Annotated in this window: 13 protein-coding genes; 11 read left to right on the top strand and 2 right to left on the bottom strand. The window is 57.1% G+C overall.

Annotated features, from left to right (window positions below; genetic code table 11):
• Nucleotides 1-4: 4 nt before the first annotated feature.
• From JNN07_16790 to JNN07_16840, 11 genes are all read left to right on the top strand, one after another.
• Nucleotides 5-454: a chemotaxis protein CheW gene (locus tag JNN07_16790; GenBank protein MBL9169399.1), complete on the top strand. Its 450-nt coding sequence runs from the start codon at nt 5-7 to the stop codon at nt 452-454.
• 1 nt (nt 455) lies between these two features.
• Nucleotides 456-815, top strand: a complete 360-nt coding sequence (locus tag JNN07_16795) for a hypothetical protein (protein MBL9169400.1) — start codon at nt 456-458, stop codon at nt 813-815.
• A gap of 41 nt (nt 816-856) precedes the next feature.
• Nucleotides 857-3,304, top strand: a complete 2,448-nt coding sequence (locus tag JNN07_16800) for a PAS domain S-box protein (protein ID MBL9169401.1) — start codon at nt 857-859, stop codon at nt 3,302-3,304.
• 109 nt (nt 3,305-3,413) lie between these two features.
• Nucleotides 3,414-4,964 carry an AarF/ABC1/UbiB kinase family protein gene (locus JNN07_16805; protein MBL9169402.1) on the top strand — a complete coding sequence of 517 codons (1,551 nt, stop codon included), beginning with the start codon at nt 3,414-3,416 and terminating at the stop codon, nt 4,962-4,964.
• Nucleotides 4,965-5,000: 36 nt separating this feature from the next.
• Entirely contained in the window at nt 5,001-5,378 is a 378-nt protein-coding gene (locus JNN07_16810; GenBank protein MBL9169403.1) for a response regulator, read from the top strand.
• A 42-nt stretch (nt 5,379-5,420) separates the two neighbouring features.
• Nucleotides 5,421-6,521: a chemotaxis response regulator protein-glutamate methylesterase gene (locus tag JNN07_16815; GenBank protein ID MBL9169404.1), complete on the top strand. Its 1,101-nt coding sequence runs from the start codon at nt 5,421-5,423 to the stop codon at nt 6,519-6,521.
• A gap of 32 nt (nt 6,522-6,553) precedes the next feature.
• Nucleotides 6,554-7,399 carry a protein-glutamate O-methyltransferase CheR gene (locus JNN07_16820; GenBank protein MBL9169405.1) on the top strand — a complete coding sequence of 282 codons (846 nt, stop codon included), beginning with the start codon at nt 6,554-6,556 and terminating at the stop codon, nt 7,397-7,399.
• A gap of 29 nt (nt 7,400-7,428) precedes the next feature.
• Nucleotides 7,429-8,259, top strand: a complete 831-nt coding sequence (locus JNN07_16825; GenBank protein MBL9169406.1) for an HDOD domain-containing protein — start codon at nt 7,429-7,431, stop codon at nt 8,257-8,259.
• 52 nt (nt 8,260-8,311) lie between these two features.
• Nucleotides 8,312-9,094, top strand: coding sequence for an rRNA pseudouridine synthase (locus JNN07_16830; GenBank protein MBL9169407.1), 783 nt, complete (start codon nt 8,312-8,314; stop codon nt 9,092-9,094).
• A gap of 39 nt (nt 9,095-9,133) precedes the next feature.
• Nucleotides 9,134-9,490 (top strand): DMT family protein, encoded by a 357-nt coding sequence (locus JNN07_16835; GenBank protein ID MBL9169408.1) that lies wholly within the window; start codon nt 9,134-9,136, stop codon nt 9,488-9,490.
• Nucleotides 9,491-9,638: 148 nt separating this feature from the next.
• A complete protein-coding gene (locus JNN07_16840; protein MBL9169409.1) occupies nt 9,639-10,877 on the top strand; it encodes a tryptophan 7-halogenase in 1,239 nt (412 codons plus the stop codon).
• 26 nt (nt 10,878-10,903) lie between these two features.
• On the opposite strand, the gene JNN07_16845 is transcribed toward JNN07_16840, so the two are convergent.
• Together JNN07_16845 and JNN07_16850 are read right to left on the bottom strand one after the other, a co-directional pair.
• Nucleotides 10,904-12,097 carry a c-type cytochrome gene (locus JNN07_16845; GenBank protein ID MBL9169410.1) on the bottom strand — a complete coding sequence of 398 codons (1,194 nt, stop codon included), beginning with the start codon at nt 12,095-12,097 and terminating at the stop codon, nt 10,904-10,906.
• A 317-nt stretch (nt 12,098-12,414) separates the two neighbouring features.
• The gene (locus JNN07_16850) at nt 12,415-14,451 is read right to left on the bottom strand and encodes a prolyl oligopeptidase family serine peptidase (protein ID MBL9169411.1); all 2,037 of its coding nucleotides are present in this window, start codon (nt 14,449-14,451) and stop codon (nt 12,415-12,417) included.
• Nucleotides 14,452-14,777 lie beyond the last annotated feature (326 nt).

Raw genomic sequence — 14,777 nt, forward strand, 5'->3', positions numbered from 1 at the left:
GCCAATGAATAACAGCAAACAATTCTGCACCTTCTATATCGATGGACTCTTCTTCGGAGTAGAGGTCCTTAAAGTGCAAGAGGTTATCCGCTACCAGGAAATGACTCGAGTGCCGCTGGCGTCACGCACTCTCCAGGGTTTGATCAATCTCCGCGGCCAAATCGTAACTGCTATCGATCTACGCCGTCGCCTCGAGCTCCCCGCCCGGAAAACGGAGGAACTTCCCATGAACGTCGTGGTGCGAACCGATGACGGGGCCGTCAGCCTGCTCGTCGACGAGATCGGGGACGTGGTCGAAATTCAGGACGATGTTTACGAGCGGCCTCCGGAGACTCTTCGAGGTGTGGCCAGGGAACTCGTGACTGGCGTCTACAAACTCAAGGAGCGCCTGCTGCTGATCCTGGATACCGAAAAAACGGTCAACCTACAAGCTGCACAACCGAAAGGAGCCTAAAATGCTACACTGGCTTTCCACCGTCGTCCTTCTGCTGATTCTAGCTGGGGTGTATTCACGCAAGAAGCCCAAGATCCATCTTCGCTACATGTTGGCGGCCTTTGTCCTCGATGTTTCCCTCGTCCTCTATATCGAGATTACCCGCCACGCCGTCGAAAAGGTGGCCCACCATACCGGCCTGCTCCTGTGGTTCCACGTGCTGGTCTCGGTAGCGGTGCTCACCGCCTATGTGGCCCAGATTCAACTAGGCCGCCGGATCATGAATGGATTCATCGCCAGCCGCCAAACCCATATTAGGCTCGGCCTCACCTTCTGCACCCTGCGACTGGTGAATTATATCACGAGTTTCATGATCGTTTAAGCCCACGATTACTGACCACCCTGTTCTAAACTGCCTTACTTATGGGATACACCACGCCAAAAACGGTCACCGAGTCGCTCTATAACCAGATCGGAGGAGCCCCATCGGTAGAGGCTGCCGTTGAGGAGTTCTATCGCCGAGTTCTAGTCGATCCTCTGTTAATCCCGTTATTCAAGGATACAAACTTGAATTGGCTGAAGAAGAGCCAAGTTCGCTTTTTCACCACCGTCCTCGGTGGACCGCAGATTTACAAAGGTGCAGACATGCAAACCGCTCACATCGATCTGGCAATCGAGGAGCGACACTTTGCTCGGGTCGCAACCCACCTCAGCGATACTCTAAGAGCGCTTCAGGTTCCCCCTGCCCTCATCCATCAGATTCTAACCCTAGTGGGGACCCTGGCGCCCCAGATCATTAACACACAGACACAAACACAGAACCATCCACGAACAGACAGAACAATTATGAAAGCGACACTCCAGGCCTCCGGACGCAAAAAAAGCACCACTCCCAGAGCCTCACTGCCCGTCGACGCGAAGCCGGACATCGATACGGAGCTCGAGGACTTGCGCGGTCAGATCGCCGCGATCAAAAAAGCCCAAGCCGTCATCGAGTTTGATTTGGATGGGACCATCATCACTGCGAACGACAACTTTCTCAAGACGGTCGGCTATACCTTGGATGAGATCCAAGGCCAGCACCACAGCCTCTTCGTAGAACCTTCCTTCCGCCAAAGCGCCGAGTACCGGCAGTTCTGGGCAGATTTGAGCGGTGGCCGCTTCCATACGGCGGAATACAGGCGACTCGGAAAAGGGGGACGGGAAATCTGGATCCAGGCATCCTACAATCCGATTCTCGATTCTGAAGGCAAGCCCTTTAAAGTCGTCAAATACGCCGTTGACGTCACCAGTCGCAAACTGAAGGACGCCGACGTCGCCGGTCAGCTGCAAGCCATCAGCAAGGTGCAGGCTGTCATCGAGTTCAACATGGATGGGACGATCATCACCGCGAACGAGAACTTCTTGAAGACCTTGGGTTACACCTTGGCTGAAATTCAAGGCCGTCACCACAGCACCTTCGTTGACTCGAACTACCGGGACAGCGTCGAATACAAACAGTTCTGGCGCGATCTGGCGGACGGCAAAGCCCAAAGCGCAGAGTTCAAGCGGATCGGCAAGGGTGGCAAAGAGATTTGGATCCAGGCTTCTTACAATCCAATTTTCGATTTGAACGGCAAAGCGTTTAAGGTCGTGAAGTTCGCCACCGACATCACCGAGATGGTCCGCCAGCGGCAGGTGAACCTGCGCTACGCGTCGATGACGGAAAACTCTCCAGCCAACATCATGTTCGCGGATCGCGATCTCAAGATTCAATACATGAACCCGGCTTCAACTCGGACGCTGAAAGGGATTCAGAATCTCCTTCCGGTTCCGGTGGAGAAGATGATTGGCCAAAATATCGACATTTTCCATAAAAACCCGGCGCATCAGCGAAACCTGTTAGCGGACCCGAAGAATCTGCCGCGATCGGCTCATATTCAGGTCGGCACAGAGACTCTCGACTTGTTGGTAAGCGCGATCTATGACCCGGACCGAAACTTCCTGGGCTCCATGGTCACCTGGTCGGTCATCACCGAACGTCTCGCCCAGGAAAAGCGCGAGAAGGATCTGACCGAAGGACTCAAGGTCACCATGACCAGCGTTAACCAGAACGCTCAGGCTTTGTCCAGCGCTGCCGAGGAGCTGACTGCGGTCAGTCAGCAAATGAGCGCCAACTCGGAGGAAACTGCCACCCAATCCAATGTCGTGGCCAGCGCAGCCGAAGAGGTCAGCAAGAACGTGGCTACAGTGGCCACCAGCGCGGAAGAGATGAGCGCCAGTGTCAAAGAAATCGCCAAGAATGCGAACGATGCGGCACGTGTAGCCACCGAAGCGGTGACCGTTGCCAGCAACACCAACAAGACGGTCGCAAAGCTCGGCGAAAGCAGCATCGAGATTGGCAAGGTCATCAAGGTGATCACCAGTATCGCGCAACAGACCAACCTGCTCGCGCTCAACGCCACCATCGAAGCGGCTCGCGCCGGGGAAGCCGGTAAAGGTTTCGCCGTCGTCGCCAACGAGGTCAAGGAGTTGGCCAAGCAGACCGCCACGGCCACCGAAGACATCAGCCAAAAGATCGAGGCCATTCAAACGGACACCAAGGGCGCCGTCTCGGCCATAGATCAGATCAGCAAGATCATCGGACAAATCAACGATATCTCGAACACCATCGCCAGCGCGGTGGAAGAGCAATCGGCGACCACGAATGAGATCGCTCGCAACGCCAGCGAGGCTGCCAAAGGCAGCACCGAGATCTCGAAGAACATCGCCAACGTCAGCATGGCAGCTAAAAACACCACCGAGGGAGCGAACAACACCCTCAGCGCCGCCACGGAGCTGTCCAAGCTCGCGTCGGATCTACGCCGAGTCGTCGAACAGGCGAAAGTCTAATCTTGGAGGATAGGGGTGGGTCCGGAGTCTCAGCCAGACTGGAACTCCGGACCCCATTCTCCCGCTGTTTGATCAACCTCACGACCACCTCCGCTGTTTTTAAATCCTCATGAACCAGCCGTTGCAGCGGAGTTTTCAGCTGGGTCTGCTGGCCAAAGATCTGGTTTCGTTGAAATGCTCCCGCCCGAAGGGCTCCGAACAGCAGCGGAAGGTGCGGCGCATCGTGGATCGTCTCGGATTACTCCATGGACTGCCTCAGAAAATCGGACAGCTCCTGTCTTTCTCCGAACTGAACGACGACGCAGCCCATTTCAGTCGACTCACCGAAAACGAACCTTCCTTGACGCCCACGGAAGCGTTCGCCGAAATCGAACGGCAGCTCGGTTGCCCTATTCGAAAACACTTCCAGAAAGTAGACCCTCAGGGTATTTCCGCCTCCATCGGACAGGTTCATCACGCGGTGCTGCATGACGGCCGCGAGGTCGCCATCAAAATTCAATACCCAGGAGTGAGCGACCAGATTAAAGTGGATCTGCAGGCCCTCGGTTGGCTCACCGCTCCAATTGGGGATCTGCGGGGCGGCTTCGATGTGGCTTCCTATCGCACCGAAATCGGATCCATGCTGAATCGAGAAACCGACTACAAAGCCGAAGCTGGTTCGATTCAAGATTTCCATCATCTCACGGATAACCCGGACTGGCCTCACCTCGCGGTACCGGAAGTGATCACCGAGCTGAGCGGGCCTCGATTGCTGGTGACCACCTGGATTCGCGGCAGCTCATTCTCCGGCACGGCATCTTGGAGCCCAGAAGATCGCCAACACGTGGCTGATACGATCCTTCGCTTGTTCCTCAAAGGAATATTCGAGTGGGGATTAATCCATTCAGACCCCCATCAGGGAAACTATCGATTTCTTCCAGCTGAGCCAGGCCACCAGGCAAGGTTGGGCCTCTTGGATTTTGGCTGCGTGAAGCGCGTCAGCACCCGCTTCAGCAATGCTCTCGCGCGCTTGATACGGCTCTCGATGGATCGAAACTCGCAAAGCGAATTGATCTGGGATTGTTTCATTCAGATGGGCTTCAACCCTAATGCCTTGCCCCTGCTCCGCCGGCGGCTGCCTGAAGTCGCGGCGATCCTCTGCGAACCGTTTACAACCTCCACGCCATTTCTTGCCTCCTCCTGGAATCTCAGTTCGCGTCTGGCATCGCTGCTGGGCGAACATCGATTGGCCTTTAGGACCGCCGGCCCAGCGGAAATCCTCTTTATTCTACGCACCTTCCAAGGGGTGCTTCACTACCTGACTCGTCTCAACGTGCCGGTCCCCTGGAGGGACGCCTTCCTGGAATGCAGACTGCGAGAGCAGACCGACGCCCGGCCAGAGCCGATGCCATCGCGCCCCACCGAGACCAAGACCATGAAGTCCGATGCCTTACACATCCAAGTCCGCGAGGCAGCTGAAACAAAGATTTCTCTAAGCTTCGATGCGGAAGCGACCGATCACTTAGAGCAGTTGGTTCCTGTGGAACTCAAAGCCACTCTGCGTCGCCGAGCCATAGATCTTCCAGCCATTGTGGATCGAGCTCGTCGGAGCAACTACGAGCCCGGGGAATTGTTTTCCTGGGAAGAAGGAACCAAAGCAGTCCGCGTTTGGCTAGCCTGAGGCTCCGATACGATTTAATCCTGAATTGATGTTTTTATGAGAATGCTCATCGTTGATGATTCGAAAGCCATGCGAGGGTTTCTGAGCCACCTCGCTCACGAGTTCTCCTTTACAACCGTGGAGGCCGAGGACGGGCGCCACGCCCTCGACACCCTCATCAAGAACGATCCACTCCAACCCTTCGATATTGCCCTCGTCGATTGGGACATGCCTCGCATGACAGGTATTGAATTCGTCCGCTTCGTGAGACGAAATCACGACTTCGACAATCTCAAGCTCATGATGGTGACCACCAACAATACTGAAGAGAAGATCACCATGGCCCTCGAGGCAGGAGCCAATGACTTCATGATGAAGCCCGTAACCCGGGAAGCTTTGGAAGAAAAGCTAATGATCCTCGGCCTCATGCCCTGAGTCATAGTCGCCGCCATCAAGGCCCGAACGAAACAAAACGATATGCCAAAGATCCGAGTGTTGGTTGTGGACGATGCCGTGGTGATGCGGCGAATGATCACCGAGGTACTGGAGCGCGATCCACAACTCGAGATTGCTGGAACGGCTGCCAACGGAAAAATTGCGCTGCAGAAGATTCCCCAGGTCAATCCTGACCTCATCACCCTAGACGTTGAGATGCCCGAAATGGATGGCATCGCGACCTTGAAGGAGATCCGAAAGCTCTACCCCAAGCTGCCGGTGATCATGTTCAGCACCCTGACGGCCAAAGGAGCCGCAACCACCCTGGACGCCCTGACCTTCGGAGCCACCGACTATGTCACGAAGCCAGCCAACGTAGGAGCAGTGACCGAGGGGATCCAGCGACTCGAGACTGAACTGATCCCAAAAATTAAAACCCACTGTCGCCACCTGCGTGTCGATGCTCCACCGGGCGATCACACTCAGTTCGTGTCCCGGCTCAAGCCGGCGACGCTGCCACCGCGCACGGGACCAAAACGCCCCATTGAAATTCTAGCAATTGGAACCTCCACCGGGGGGCCCAATGCCTTGGCTACCGTGTTCAAGTCATTTCCCAAGGATTTCCCACTTCCCATCGTTATCGTTCAGCACATGCCCCCGATGTTTACCGCCTTGCTCGCTGAACGTCTCCACGCCCTGGGCTCGGTGGGCTTCCAGGAAGGAAAACATGGACAGCGGCTACAGCCGGGCCAAGCCTACATTGCCCCCGGCGGAAAGCACATGGAGGTTCGGCGCGAAGGTCTCCAGACCGTTTTACATTTGCACGAGGGCACTCCCGAGAACTCCTGCCGCCCAGCCGTCGATGTCCTTTTTCGCAGCGTGGCTGCGGCCTATGGAGCCTCCTCCCTTGGAGTCGTGCTGACAGGGATGGGGCAGGACGGTCTGCGTGGTTGCCAGCACTTGCGGGAGAAGCAAGCTCAAGTCATCGCTCAGGATGAACTGAGCAGTGTGGTTTGGGGAATGCCCGGATGCGTGGTCCAGGCCGGCCTCGCCGATGCCATCCTGCCTCTGGAAAGGGTGGCGAGTGAAATCGTTCAGCGGGTGAGAGAGGGGAGGACCTCCTCGATTTCGAAAGCGGCGTAGTAAGCGGTGAAATCAGCTAGGAAGCATGACGTATGGCTCTGACTCAAGAAAACTTCAAGTTCGTCTGTGATTTCGCAAGGGACACAGCGGCCATCATTCTCGAACCAGGAAAGGAGTATCTCGTCGAGACGAGGCTCGGTCCGATCGCCAAGCAGTCGGGTTTCAATACCCTCGATGAGTTTTTAACTCAGCTGCGGACGAATCGCGCCGGCACCCTCTTTAACGAGCAGGTGATAGATGCGCTGACGACCAATGAAACCTCCTTTTTTCGGGACTTTCACCCATTCGAGACCCTGAGACAACATGTGCTCCCCAAGATCATCGAGCAACGCACTCCGCTCAAAAAGCTCACCATCTGGTCGGCGGCGAGCTCTACCGGTCAGGAGCTCTACACGATTGGAATGCTGCTTCGCGAGCATTTCCCAATTCTCAAGGATTGGAATGTGAGCATACTCGGCACGGACCTCTCGCCTACCGTGCTCACCCAGGCAAAGAAGGGCATCTATTCCCAGCTGGAGGTGAACCGCGGGCTGCCAGCGTCGATGCTCATTAAGTACTTCAACAAAGTAGATGCGAAGTGGGTGATCAAAGATGAGGTGAGGAAGCTGATCGAGTTCCGCCAGATGAATCTCGTCAAACCATGGCCTATCATGCCCATGTTCGATGTCATCTTCATCCGCAACGTGATGATCTACTTCGATATCGAGTCCAAGAAGACCATCTTGAAGAAGATCCGCCAGTGTCTGCAGCCCAACGGCTACCTATTCCTGGGCACGGCGGAAACTACCATGAATATCGACCCGGACTGGCAGCCCATGACTTTGGGTCGCGCCACGGTTTACCAGTCCCTGGCGGCCAAAGCACTAGCGGCGGCATGACCCGACTCCAAAACCCTACGAGGTAAGTTATGCTTGATCTTGATGAGCTCATACAGCGGGCGAACGAACTGGAACCTCTACCGGCGAGCGCCGTCAGGCTGGCCTCGCTGTTGGGGTCGGGGCAGTGCGATCTGACTGAGGTCGCCGACATCATCGCCTACGACGAAGCCCTGACGGTGCGACTCCTTCGGGCGGCGAACTCAGCCGCCACCGGCGGAGCCACGCGGGTGACCCGTGCCCAAGAGGCGGTGTTTCGACTCGGAGCCTCCCGGGTGATGGCTCTGACCGTAGCCTCCAAAGTGAACGGCCTGCTGAAACAGCACGTCAAGGCTTACAACCTCAGCGAAGGTGCCCTTTGGGAACATTCGGTGGCGACGGCGGCGGCCGCCGAAACCCTACAGGAATTCACCCAAGAACCATTGCCTCAGGAAACATTTACAGCATCGTTGCTTCACGACATTGGAAAGCTGGTCATGGGACGATTCTTGACAACGGAAGACTTGGAGTGGCTGCGAAGAGCCGCCTGCGAAGGTGGCCTCCATCCCCTCGATGCAGAGCGGCAGATTCTTGGAGTCCACCATGGTGAACTCGGTGGCATCATCGCCCAGCATTGGCAACTGCCAGAAGGCATTGTCAAAGGAATCATTTACCACCACAGCCCTGAAGAAGGCCTCGACCCTATCTGCGATGCGGTTTATGTGGCAAATCTTTTGGGGAAAGTCATCGCGGACACCCCCTCAGCCTCCCCTACCCCCGCAAGCCTGGAGAGGCTCGGAATCGATCCCGGCCAGATGGAATCGCTGACCAGCGCCGCCAAGGCAAGATTCACTGCCGTGAAGGCGCGCTACAACTCGGTCTAATTCCGACAAATCTCGACTTGGGTTCAGTCGAGGTTTTCATCAGACTCGAGGGGTGAGCCGAAGACCGTTCGGACAGTCTCATTCTGCGAAACCAAACCTGCCGCGACACGGCATCGCACGAGTCCTTTCCAAGCTAGGGTTCTGCTCCCGCAGCCAAGCAACTGAGCTTATCCGCGCCGGCCGGGTCATGGTCAATGGGAACGTCCGCAAGGACCCGGAGTTCCCGGTCCGATTCGGCGTCGACCAGCTTTCTGTGGATGGTCGCGTAGTACGGATCGAAGACCGAGTCTATCTCATGCTGAACAAACCGCGCGGCTTGGTAACCACAGCCTCCGATGAAAAGGGTCGTGCCACCGTCTTCCAGTGCCTGGCCGGAAAGAATCTGCCGCATCTCAACCCCGTGGGGCGGCTCGACCAGGCGAGCGAGGGCCTCTTACTGTTCACCAATGATACCACGTGGGCCGACGCAGTCACCGATCCGATCACTCATTGCGAAAAGTGCTACCACGTACAGGTAAACCGAACCTTCCAAGCCGAGTGGAAAACCAAGGCCGAAGCGGGAGTGCACGTAGACGGGGAGATTCTGCGCGCACTCCGGCTCGACCTCCTGCGACAGGGTGAAAAACACTGCTGGCTGCGCATCGTTCTCAACGAGGGACGGAATCGTCACATCCGGCGATTACTCTCCAGCTTGGAGCTCGAAGTGTTGCGCCTCGTTCGCGTCTCCATCGGCCACCTTGTGCTTGGCGATCTACCCAAAGGCCAGTATCGCCACCTCACGCCCGAGGAGGTTCGCTCTCTGGAGCACAAGACTATCGATCCCCCACTTTCCTAATTTTCTCGTCCGCAACCCAACGCCGCACCGTTTCTGACCATGAACGAACTCATCCACAACCGCTGGTTACCCATCGCTCTGCTGATCGCCTCCAATGTGTTTATGACGGTTGCTTGGTACGGCCACTTGAAGTACAAAAGCTCTCCTCTCTACATCGTCATTCTTGTGAGCTGGGGCATCGCGTTTTTCGAATACGTCCTTCAAGTGCCAGCCAACCGCTGGGGCCATGGCACCTACTCGGCCACCGAGTTGAAAATCATACAAGAGATCGTCACCCTGACCGTGTTTATCGGATTCGCCTGGCTCTACCTCGGTGAAAAGCTTCGCTGGAATCACGTTGCCGCATTCATCTGCATTTTGGGCGCTGTGGCCTTCACCTTCCTACCCAAGAAATAGCCGGCCGCCCAGAGCTAAGGTTGCCAAGAATTGTCCAGCCAAACCGCGCTGGAGAGGGTTTATTGATTAAGCTGACCACTTCTCACGCGAACTCCGCCACAGAAGCCAGGCAGCTTGGCGGACACCGATAGCGCCGCTTCGATTGATCATGGATTCAAGAGCGTCCAAGGGTTGGGAAGTATTGATTGCAGGTGGCGGACCTGCTGGCGCCACCGTGGCCACCTTGCTGGCCCGCCGGGGCGTCCGCTGTCTGGTGGTGGATTCCTCTGCCTTCCCACGATATCACATTGGCGAATCCCTCGCCCCCGGTACCAATAGAATCTTCCAGGAGATGGGCTTCTTACCCAAACTCGAAGCCTCCCCCTTCCCCGAAAAACGCAGTGTCCGGTTCGTGTCTGCAGATGGCCGCACATCCTACCCATTCTATTTCTCGGACCTCCTGCCTCCCGACCAAGCCAGGACCTGGCAGGTCGAACGATGGACTTTTGATCAAATGCTTCTGAACCATGCCCGGGAGAATGGCGTCGATGTCTGGGAGGACAGCCAGGTCGCGCATATAAGCTTCGAAGGCGATTGCGCCATCGGTGCCGAGATTATACGTCACCGCGAACAGCGGGTCACCGTGCCCGCGCAGGTCGTGGTCGATGCCTCCGGACGCGGGTGCTTGCTCGGCCGCCAGTTAGGCTTTCGCACCCTGCGCAACGATCTGCGCAAAGCGTCTATCTGGGGATACTATCAAGGTGGGCAGCGAGCAACGGGTCTCGACGCCGGAGAGACAACCATCTTCTTAATCCCCGACGGCGGATGGTTCTGGCACATCCCTCTCCCGGATGACCTCGTAAGCGTGGGCGTTGTGGGGCCCAATGAAAGGTTGTTTCGACGATCCAAACACCCCGAGGTCGCTTTTCACGAAACCATGAGCCAATGCCCCGCGCTGCTGGAGAAGCTCGAAACGGCAAGGATGACGGGAAGGGTTTTGAGCATGAACCAGCTGGCCTACGCGAATTCGCAAACCTCCGGCAACGGCTGGATCATGATTGGTGACGCGCGTGCGTTTCTGGATCCGATCTATTCGTCGGGCCTTTTCCTGGCGCTTTCCTCGGCACAGATGGCGGCGAACACCATCCAACGGGCACTGCAATCGGGTAACCTATCAGCAGAAACCTTGGGCGCCTTTGAGCCTGTCTACAACCGGGGAGTGGAGGCCATACGGCATTGGGTTCAAACGTTCTATGATCCAGGCTTCAACTTTTCGAATTGTCTCAGCCCATTCCCAGAACAGCGCCATTCGCTGGCCCGGTGTCTGATCGGCGATGTGTTTGAGAACCTGCCCTACTCCTGCTCGGACGATCTTCACCACACGCCCAGGCCCCCCCTCATCGCCTGAGCAACCTCCCGCCCCCAGCCAACCCCTTAGGGCACCTGGCCCGGGCGTCCGAGATAGTAGATCAGATCGCGAACCTCTTCATCGGTCAACTGAGCCATCAAACCTTCCGGCATCATGGATAACTCACTCAACTGAAGGGACCGAACGTCCCCCCTCGGCAGCAGCAAGGTCTCATTGGCAGTTGCGACGGTCACCGTTTTATCGTCCTGCTGCCGCACAATCCCCGTCAGAACCCGATCATCCTTCAGCTCCACGGTTGACGTGCGATAGTCGTTGGGGATCACCGAGTTTGGATCGACGATGTTGGAGAGGATGTAGTCGAGGTCGGCACGGTTCGATCCCGTCAAGTCGGGCCCCACCTTGCCACCCGTGTCGAAAAGGGTGTGGCACTGCTGACAGATTCGAGCGAATACCTTGCGCCCTCGACTCGCGTTCCCAGGAGTGGATCCCCCAGCGCGATAGATTTTTCGGTAGCGTTCAATCTCATTCTTCATGTCAGCGCTGGTTTCGCGAGTCACGCCCCAGAGTGTTTCCAAATCCGAGTTAAGCCGGGTATCCTTCAAGTTCTTAATCTGTCGGACCAAGTCCGCAGTGAGATGGCTCGGAGGGATCTGTCCCGATCTCATCGCTTCAACCAACGGCTGGGCAAAAGCTTGACGCGACGCCAATGTGTTCAATGCATCGCGACGTTCTCCCAAGTTAAGCTTCGAATAGACGCCCAACAGCACTGCGGGCGTGGCGGGATCATTGAAACTGGCCATGGCTCGGATAGCCTCAGGTCGAATCGCCGTATCGCCCAGCACCTGCTTCAATGCGCCCGTCAACTGCGGATCCTTAACCGAAAGCAAGCCTTCCAAGGCAGATCGGCGAGCCCCGACATCAGCCTTGGAATCCAGGAAAATGAGCCGCAGCGCACTCAGGGCGCGCTCGCTTCCAAAAGTCAGCCCCAGGCTCTGAGACAGCAGACGAACCTCGGCGCTCTGGTTCTCCAGAAGCTTCGGTTCCAACTCGGCCCATCCGGCGGGCATCGCCACCCCCCGGCGTCCTTGGAGGCCGGCCTTCATCCCCCGGAGCACGTCCAGTCGAAGGCCCTCGTCAGCCGAGCTGGAAAGCAAGCCGACCAAGGCCGGCAGCGAGTCGGTGGACGATTGGGCGAAAAGAGGCCTCGCGCTCAGGACGAGCGCAAGTAACAGCAACGATCTAACGATGCATGATTTCATGTGGCAACTCCCTACCCTTAAGGAAATCGAGCCGTGGAATCAACAGCGATTGTGAGATCCCGTTGGGGATAAAAGCGGGTGAGGTTCCCGTCGGTGCTCCGCACAGGGAGGTAGGGAGAGACTTGATCGAGGATCGATCCGATTGAGCTTATAGTTCCGATTTCGTCGAGCCCACAAGGGCCCCAGGCTCCGCTGCTCCAGGAAGGTTACTCCCGCTGAGGGCCTCTCAACGTAGATTCTAGTTAAGTGTTCCTCGCCATGTCCCAATCGACCCTCTCAAAGCCTAGGTGCATGCATGGGATGGACGGAGTCTCGACCTACTTTGGTGACGAACGAAACTGCCACTGTTCGTTGAAGAAGCCGGCAGCCGCAACTCCGCCTGGAAAACGGCTCGTGACCGGTTGTTTGAGATCGATCACCGCATAGTCGGGAAGCTTGGGAACTTGCCGCGCGTTGTTCAAATAGTCATACTCCCGGAAGGTAAACCCACTGTTCAACACAATGTAACGGCGAGGGTTGAGCGGATTGGGATAGATCATCACCGGCATATGCTCCGATGATGCATGCGCAACCCCAGCCACGCGCAACGACCGCTCATCCCACTGAATCGGAAGCAGGGGAAGAATCTTCTGGAGCAACGGGTTGCTCGAAGGATCTCCCCACAGGATCAGATTGTGGCTCGCGATATCGGCATCCGTAACGGCCCCCGCTTCCTTGACCCGCGCGTCGCCTCGGAAATGACGCCGCCAATGTTCGACTGCATGCTTGAACTCGCCTTCCGCCCAGCGACCGGTCTTCTCATGCCACGCCGATCCGCTTGGCTTCACCATCAAAAAGCTGTCCAGAAACGCATCATCAATAGGGCCCTGCAATCCGGGCTTCTTCCGGAACTCGCCCGCCTTTCCCTCCAAAGGTCCAGCGCGCCACGTCCCGCCCACTTTGGAGAACTCCGCCATCCAGGAACGGTCCGATCGAGGCCGGGGGGCAGAAAGTTCCACCCCATCCAAAGTCACCTTCGGCTTCACCACCGGATCCAAGGGACATAGGCCTGGAGCCATGTTCAGCACGAGGGAACTCACATTCTTCGTCTTGACGATCACACCCGAGCCTCCCGTGAGCACAGCCTCCACACGCCCCTGCTCCCAATGTTCTTCCAACCCTTCGATGCGAACCCAGGCCATCTCCGGATAACGGAGGGTATACGTGGCGAACCGGACCCGAGCAGGAAGTTGCTCTCGCCCGCGAGCCACGATGGCATCCAGCCTCTGATTGATCTCTGCCTTGGCCTCCGCCGTATAATGGTGACCCGCGTTGGTGCCAATAATGTGCACCAAGTCCAAGCCCTCGGCCTCCATCGCCTTCACCATCATGTCCGCCGCCTGCTTCTGCGAATCCTTGTCGCCACTATAGGCCACCGTCGGGCAGTGGGACAGATTGATGGCGTAGTCCGGACAATCATAGAGGTGCCAGAGCTTCCTCTCATACCAACTGGGCTGGATGGTCTCCTTCTGGAAGACCTTGAGGAAATCGGGGGTCTCAGAAAACCCGGCTCCAGGAGCCGCTGCCGCCCACTTGCTGGCATGATGCACCGCCATATGCCAGCAGGCCGCGCCGCCGAGGGAAAAACCTCGCACCACAATGCGATTCTCATCAATCGGATAGGATCGTCGAACATGGTCCATGGCTTCAAACGCGTCCACCTCACCGGCCAGCTTTTGCCCGTTGCAATAGCGACTGTAGGGATGCAGGACGAAGGTGTCCCGCGGCACAAACTCGCCCGGTGAGCGCTGCCGATCCCGCAAGAAACTCAGTTCGGTGAGGATCTCGCCGCGACCGTGAAACCAAAAATCCAACCGGTGCTGCCGGCCACTGGCGGACTGGTAGGTGGGTGGAACCACCAGGCCATAAGGCTGAACACTGCCATCCAATCGCGATCGATAGCCACGCACGATCAAGCCCGTGGCCGAGGTCCACGGAGAACGACCTTCCCGCAGCTGCCGCGCTCGCTCCAGCCCCTGCCGAATAAAGTCCTTGGCGGCCACCACCTCGTTCGTCGGGTTGAAAATCTCATCATACTGAAGCGCCCAGCTCACCGCCTTATGGAAGATTTGGATGTCAGGCAGCAACTCCAACAGCGCCGAACGTCCCTTCAGCTCGGTTTTCAACGATTCAATCTCCGAAGCGAGTTCCGCAACGCCACGGTCTAGCTCCTGACGATCTTCCGCCGCGATCGGTTTTCCGGGCGGCGGCTGACGGCGAACGTTATCAATTTGATTGTCGGCCACCCCATCTGCGGTGGCACAAGCCCACCCGAAGCCAAGCATGACCGCGGGGAGGAGAAATCGGAGATTCATAAGTGGTTTCATGGACGGATGCCTACGAGCTTAAGGTACGAGACGATCAACTCAACCTGAAAACCACTGTCGCAGGAAAAGCGAGGCAGCCTGTGCACGTGGTCCGAAGCGAGGCCCGACTATGGACCGCGGTGGCACGACCTGAGTATTACCCACAAGTTCTTCGACCAGATGTTAGAATCCCACAGGGATTCCGCCTCAAAGCCCAGGGTTGGCGCGAAGCGGGAGCGCCTACCCTGGGTTAGTCGTTATTTTCTCACAACCCCAACGCGGGTTGCGACTGGATCGGCCAACACCCCCAAACAAACCGCAACCCACGATGGGGT

The organism is Verrucomicrobiales bacterium, from assembly GCA_016793885.1.
Taxonomy (GTDB): domain Bacteria; phylum Verrucomicrobiota; class Verrucomicrobiia; order Limisphaerales; family UBA11320; genus UBA11320.

Bases quoted from the DNA above. Each gene is read 5' to 3' on its own strand.
- JNN07_16790 (MBL9169399.1), top strand. From the start codon at position 5: ATGAATAACAGCAAACAATTCTGCACCTTCTATATCGATGGACTCTTC.
- JNN07_16795 (MBL9169400.1), top strand. From the start codon at position 456: ATGCTACACTGGCTTTCCACCGTCGTCCTTCTGCTGATTCTAGCTGGG.
- JNN07_16800 (MBL9169401.1), top strand. From the start codon at position 857: ATGGGATACACCACGCCAAAAACGGTCACCGAGTCGCTCTATAACCAG.
- JNN07_16805 (MBL9169402.1), top strand. From the start codon at position 3,414: ATGAACCAGCCGTTGCAGCGGAGTTTTCAGCTGGGTCTGCTGGCCAAA.
- JNN07_16810 (MBL9169403.1), top strand. From the start codon at position 5,001: ATGAGAATGCTCATCGTTGATGATTCGAAAGCCATGCGAGGGTTTCTG.
- JNN07_16815 (MBL9169404.1), top strand. From the start codon at position 5,421: ATGCCAAAGATCCGAGTGTTGGTTGTGGACGATGCCGTGGTGATGCGG.
- JNN07_16820 (MBL9169405.1), top strand. From the start codon at position 6,554: ATGGCTCTGACTCAAGAAAACTTCAAGTTCGTCTGTGATTTCGCAAGG.
- JNN07_16825 (MBL9169406.1), top strand. From the start codon at position 7,429: ATGCTTGATCTTGATGAGCTCATACAGCGGGCGAACGAACTGGAACCT.
- JNN07_16835 (MBL9169408.1), top strand. From the start codon at position 9,134: ATGAACGAACTCATCCACAACCGCTGGTTACCCATCGCTCTGCTGATC.
- JNN07_16840 (MBL9169409.1), top strand. From the start codon at position 9,639: ATGGATTCAAGAGCGTCCAAGGGTTGGGAAGTATTGATTGCAGGTGGC.
- JNN07_16845 (MBL9169410.1), bottom strand. From the start codon at position 12,097: ATGAAATCATGCATCGTTAGATCGTTGCTGTTACTTGCGCTCGTCCTG.
- JNN07_16850 (MBL9169411.1), bottom strand. From the start codon at position 14,451: ATGAATCTCCGATTTCTCCTCCCCGCGGTCATGCTTGGCTTCGGGTGG.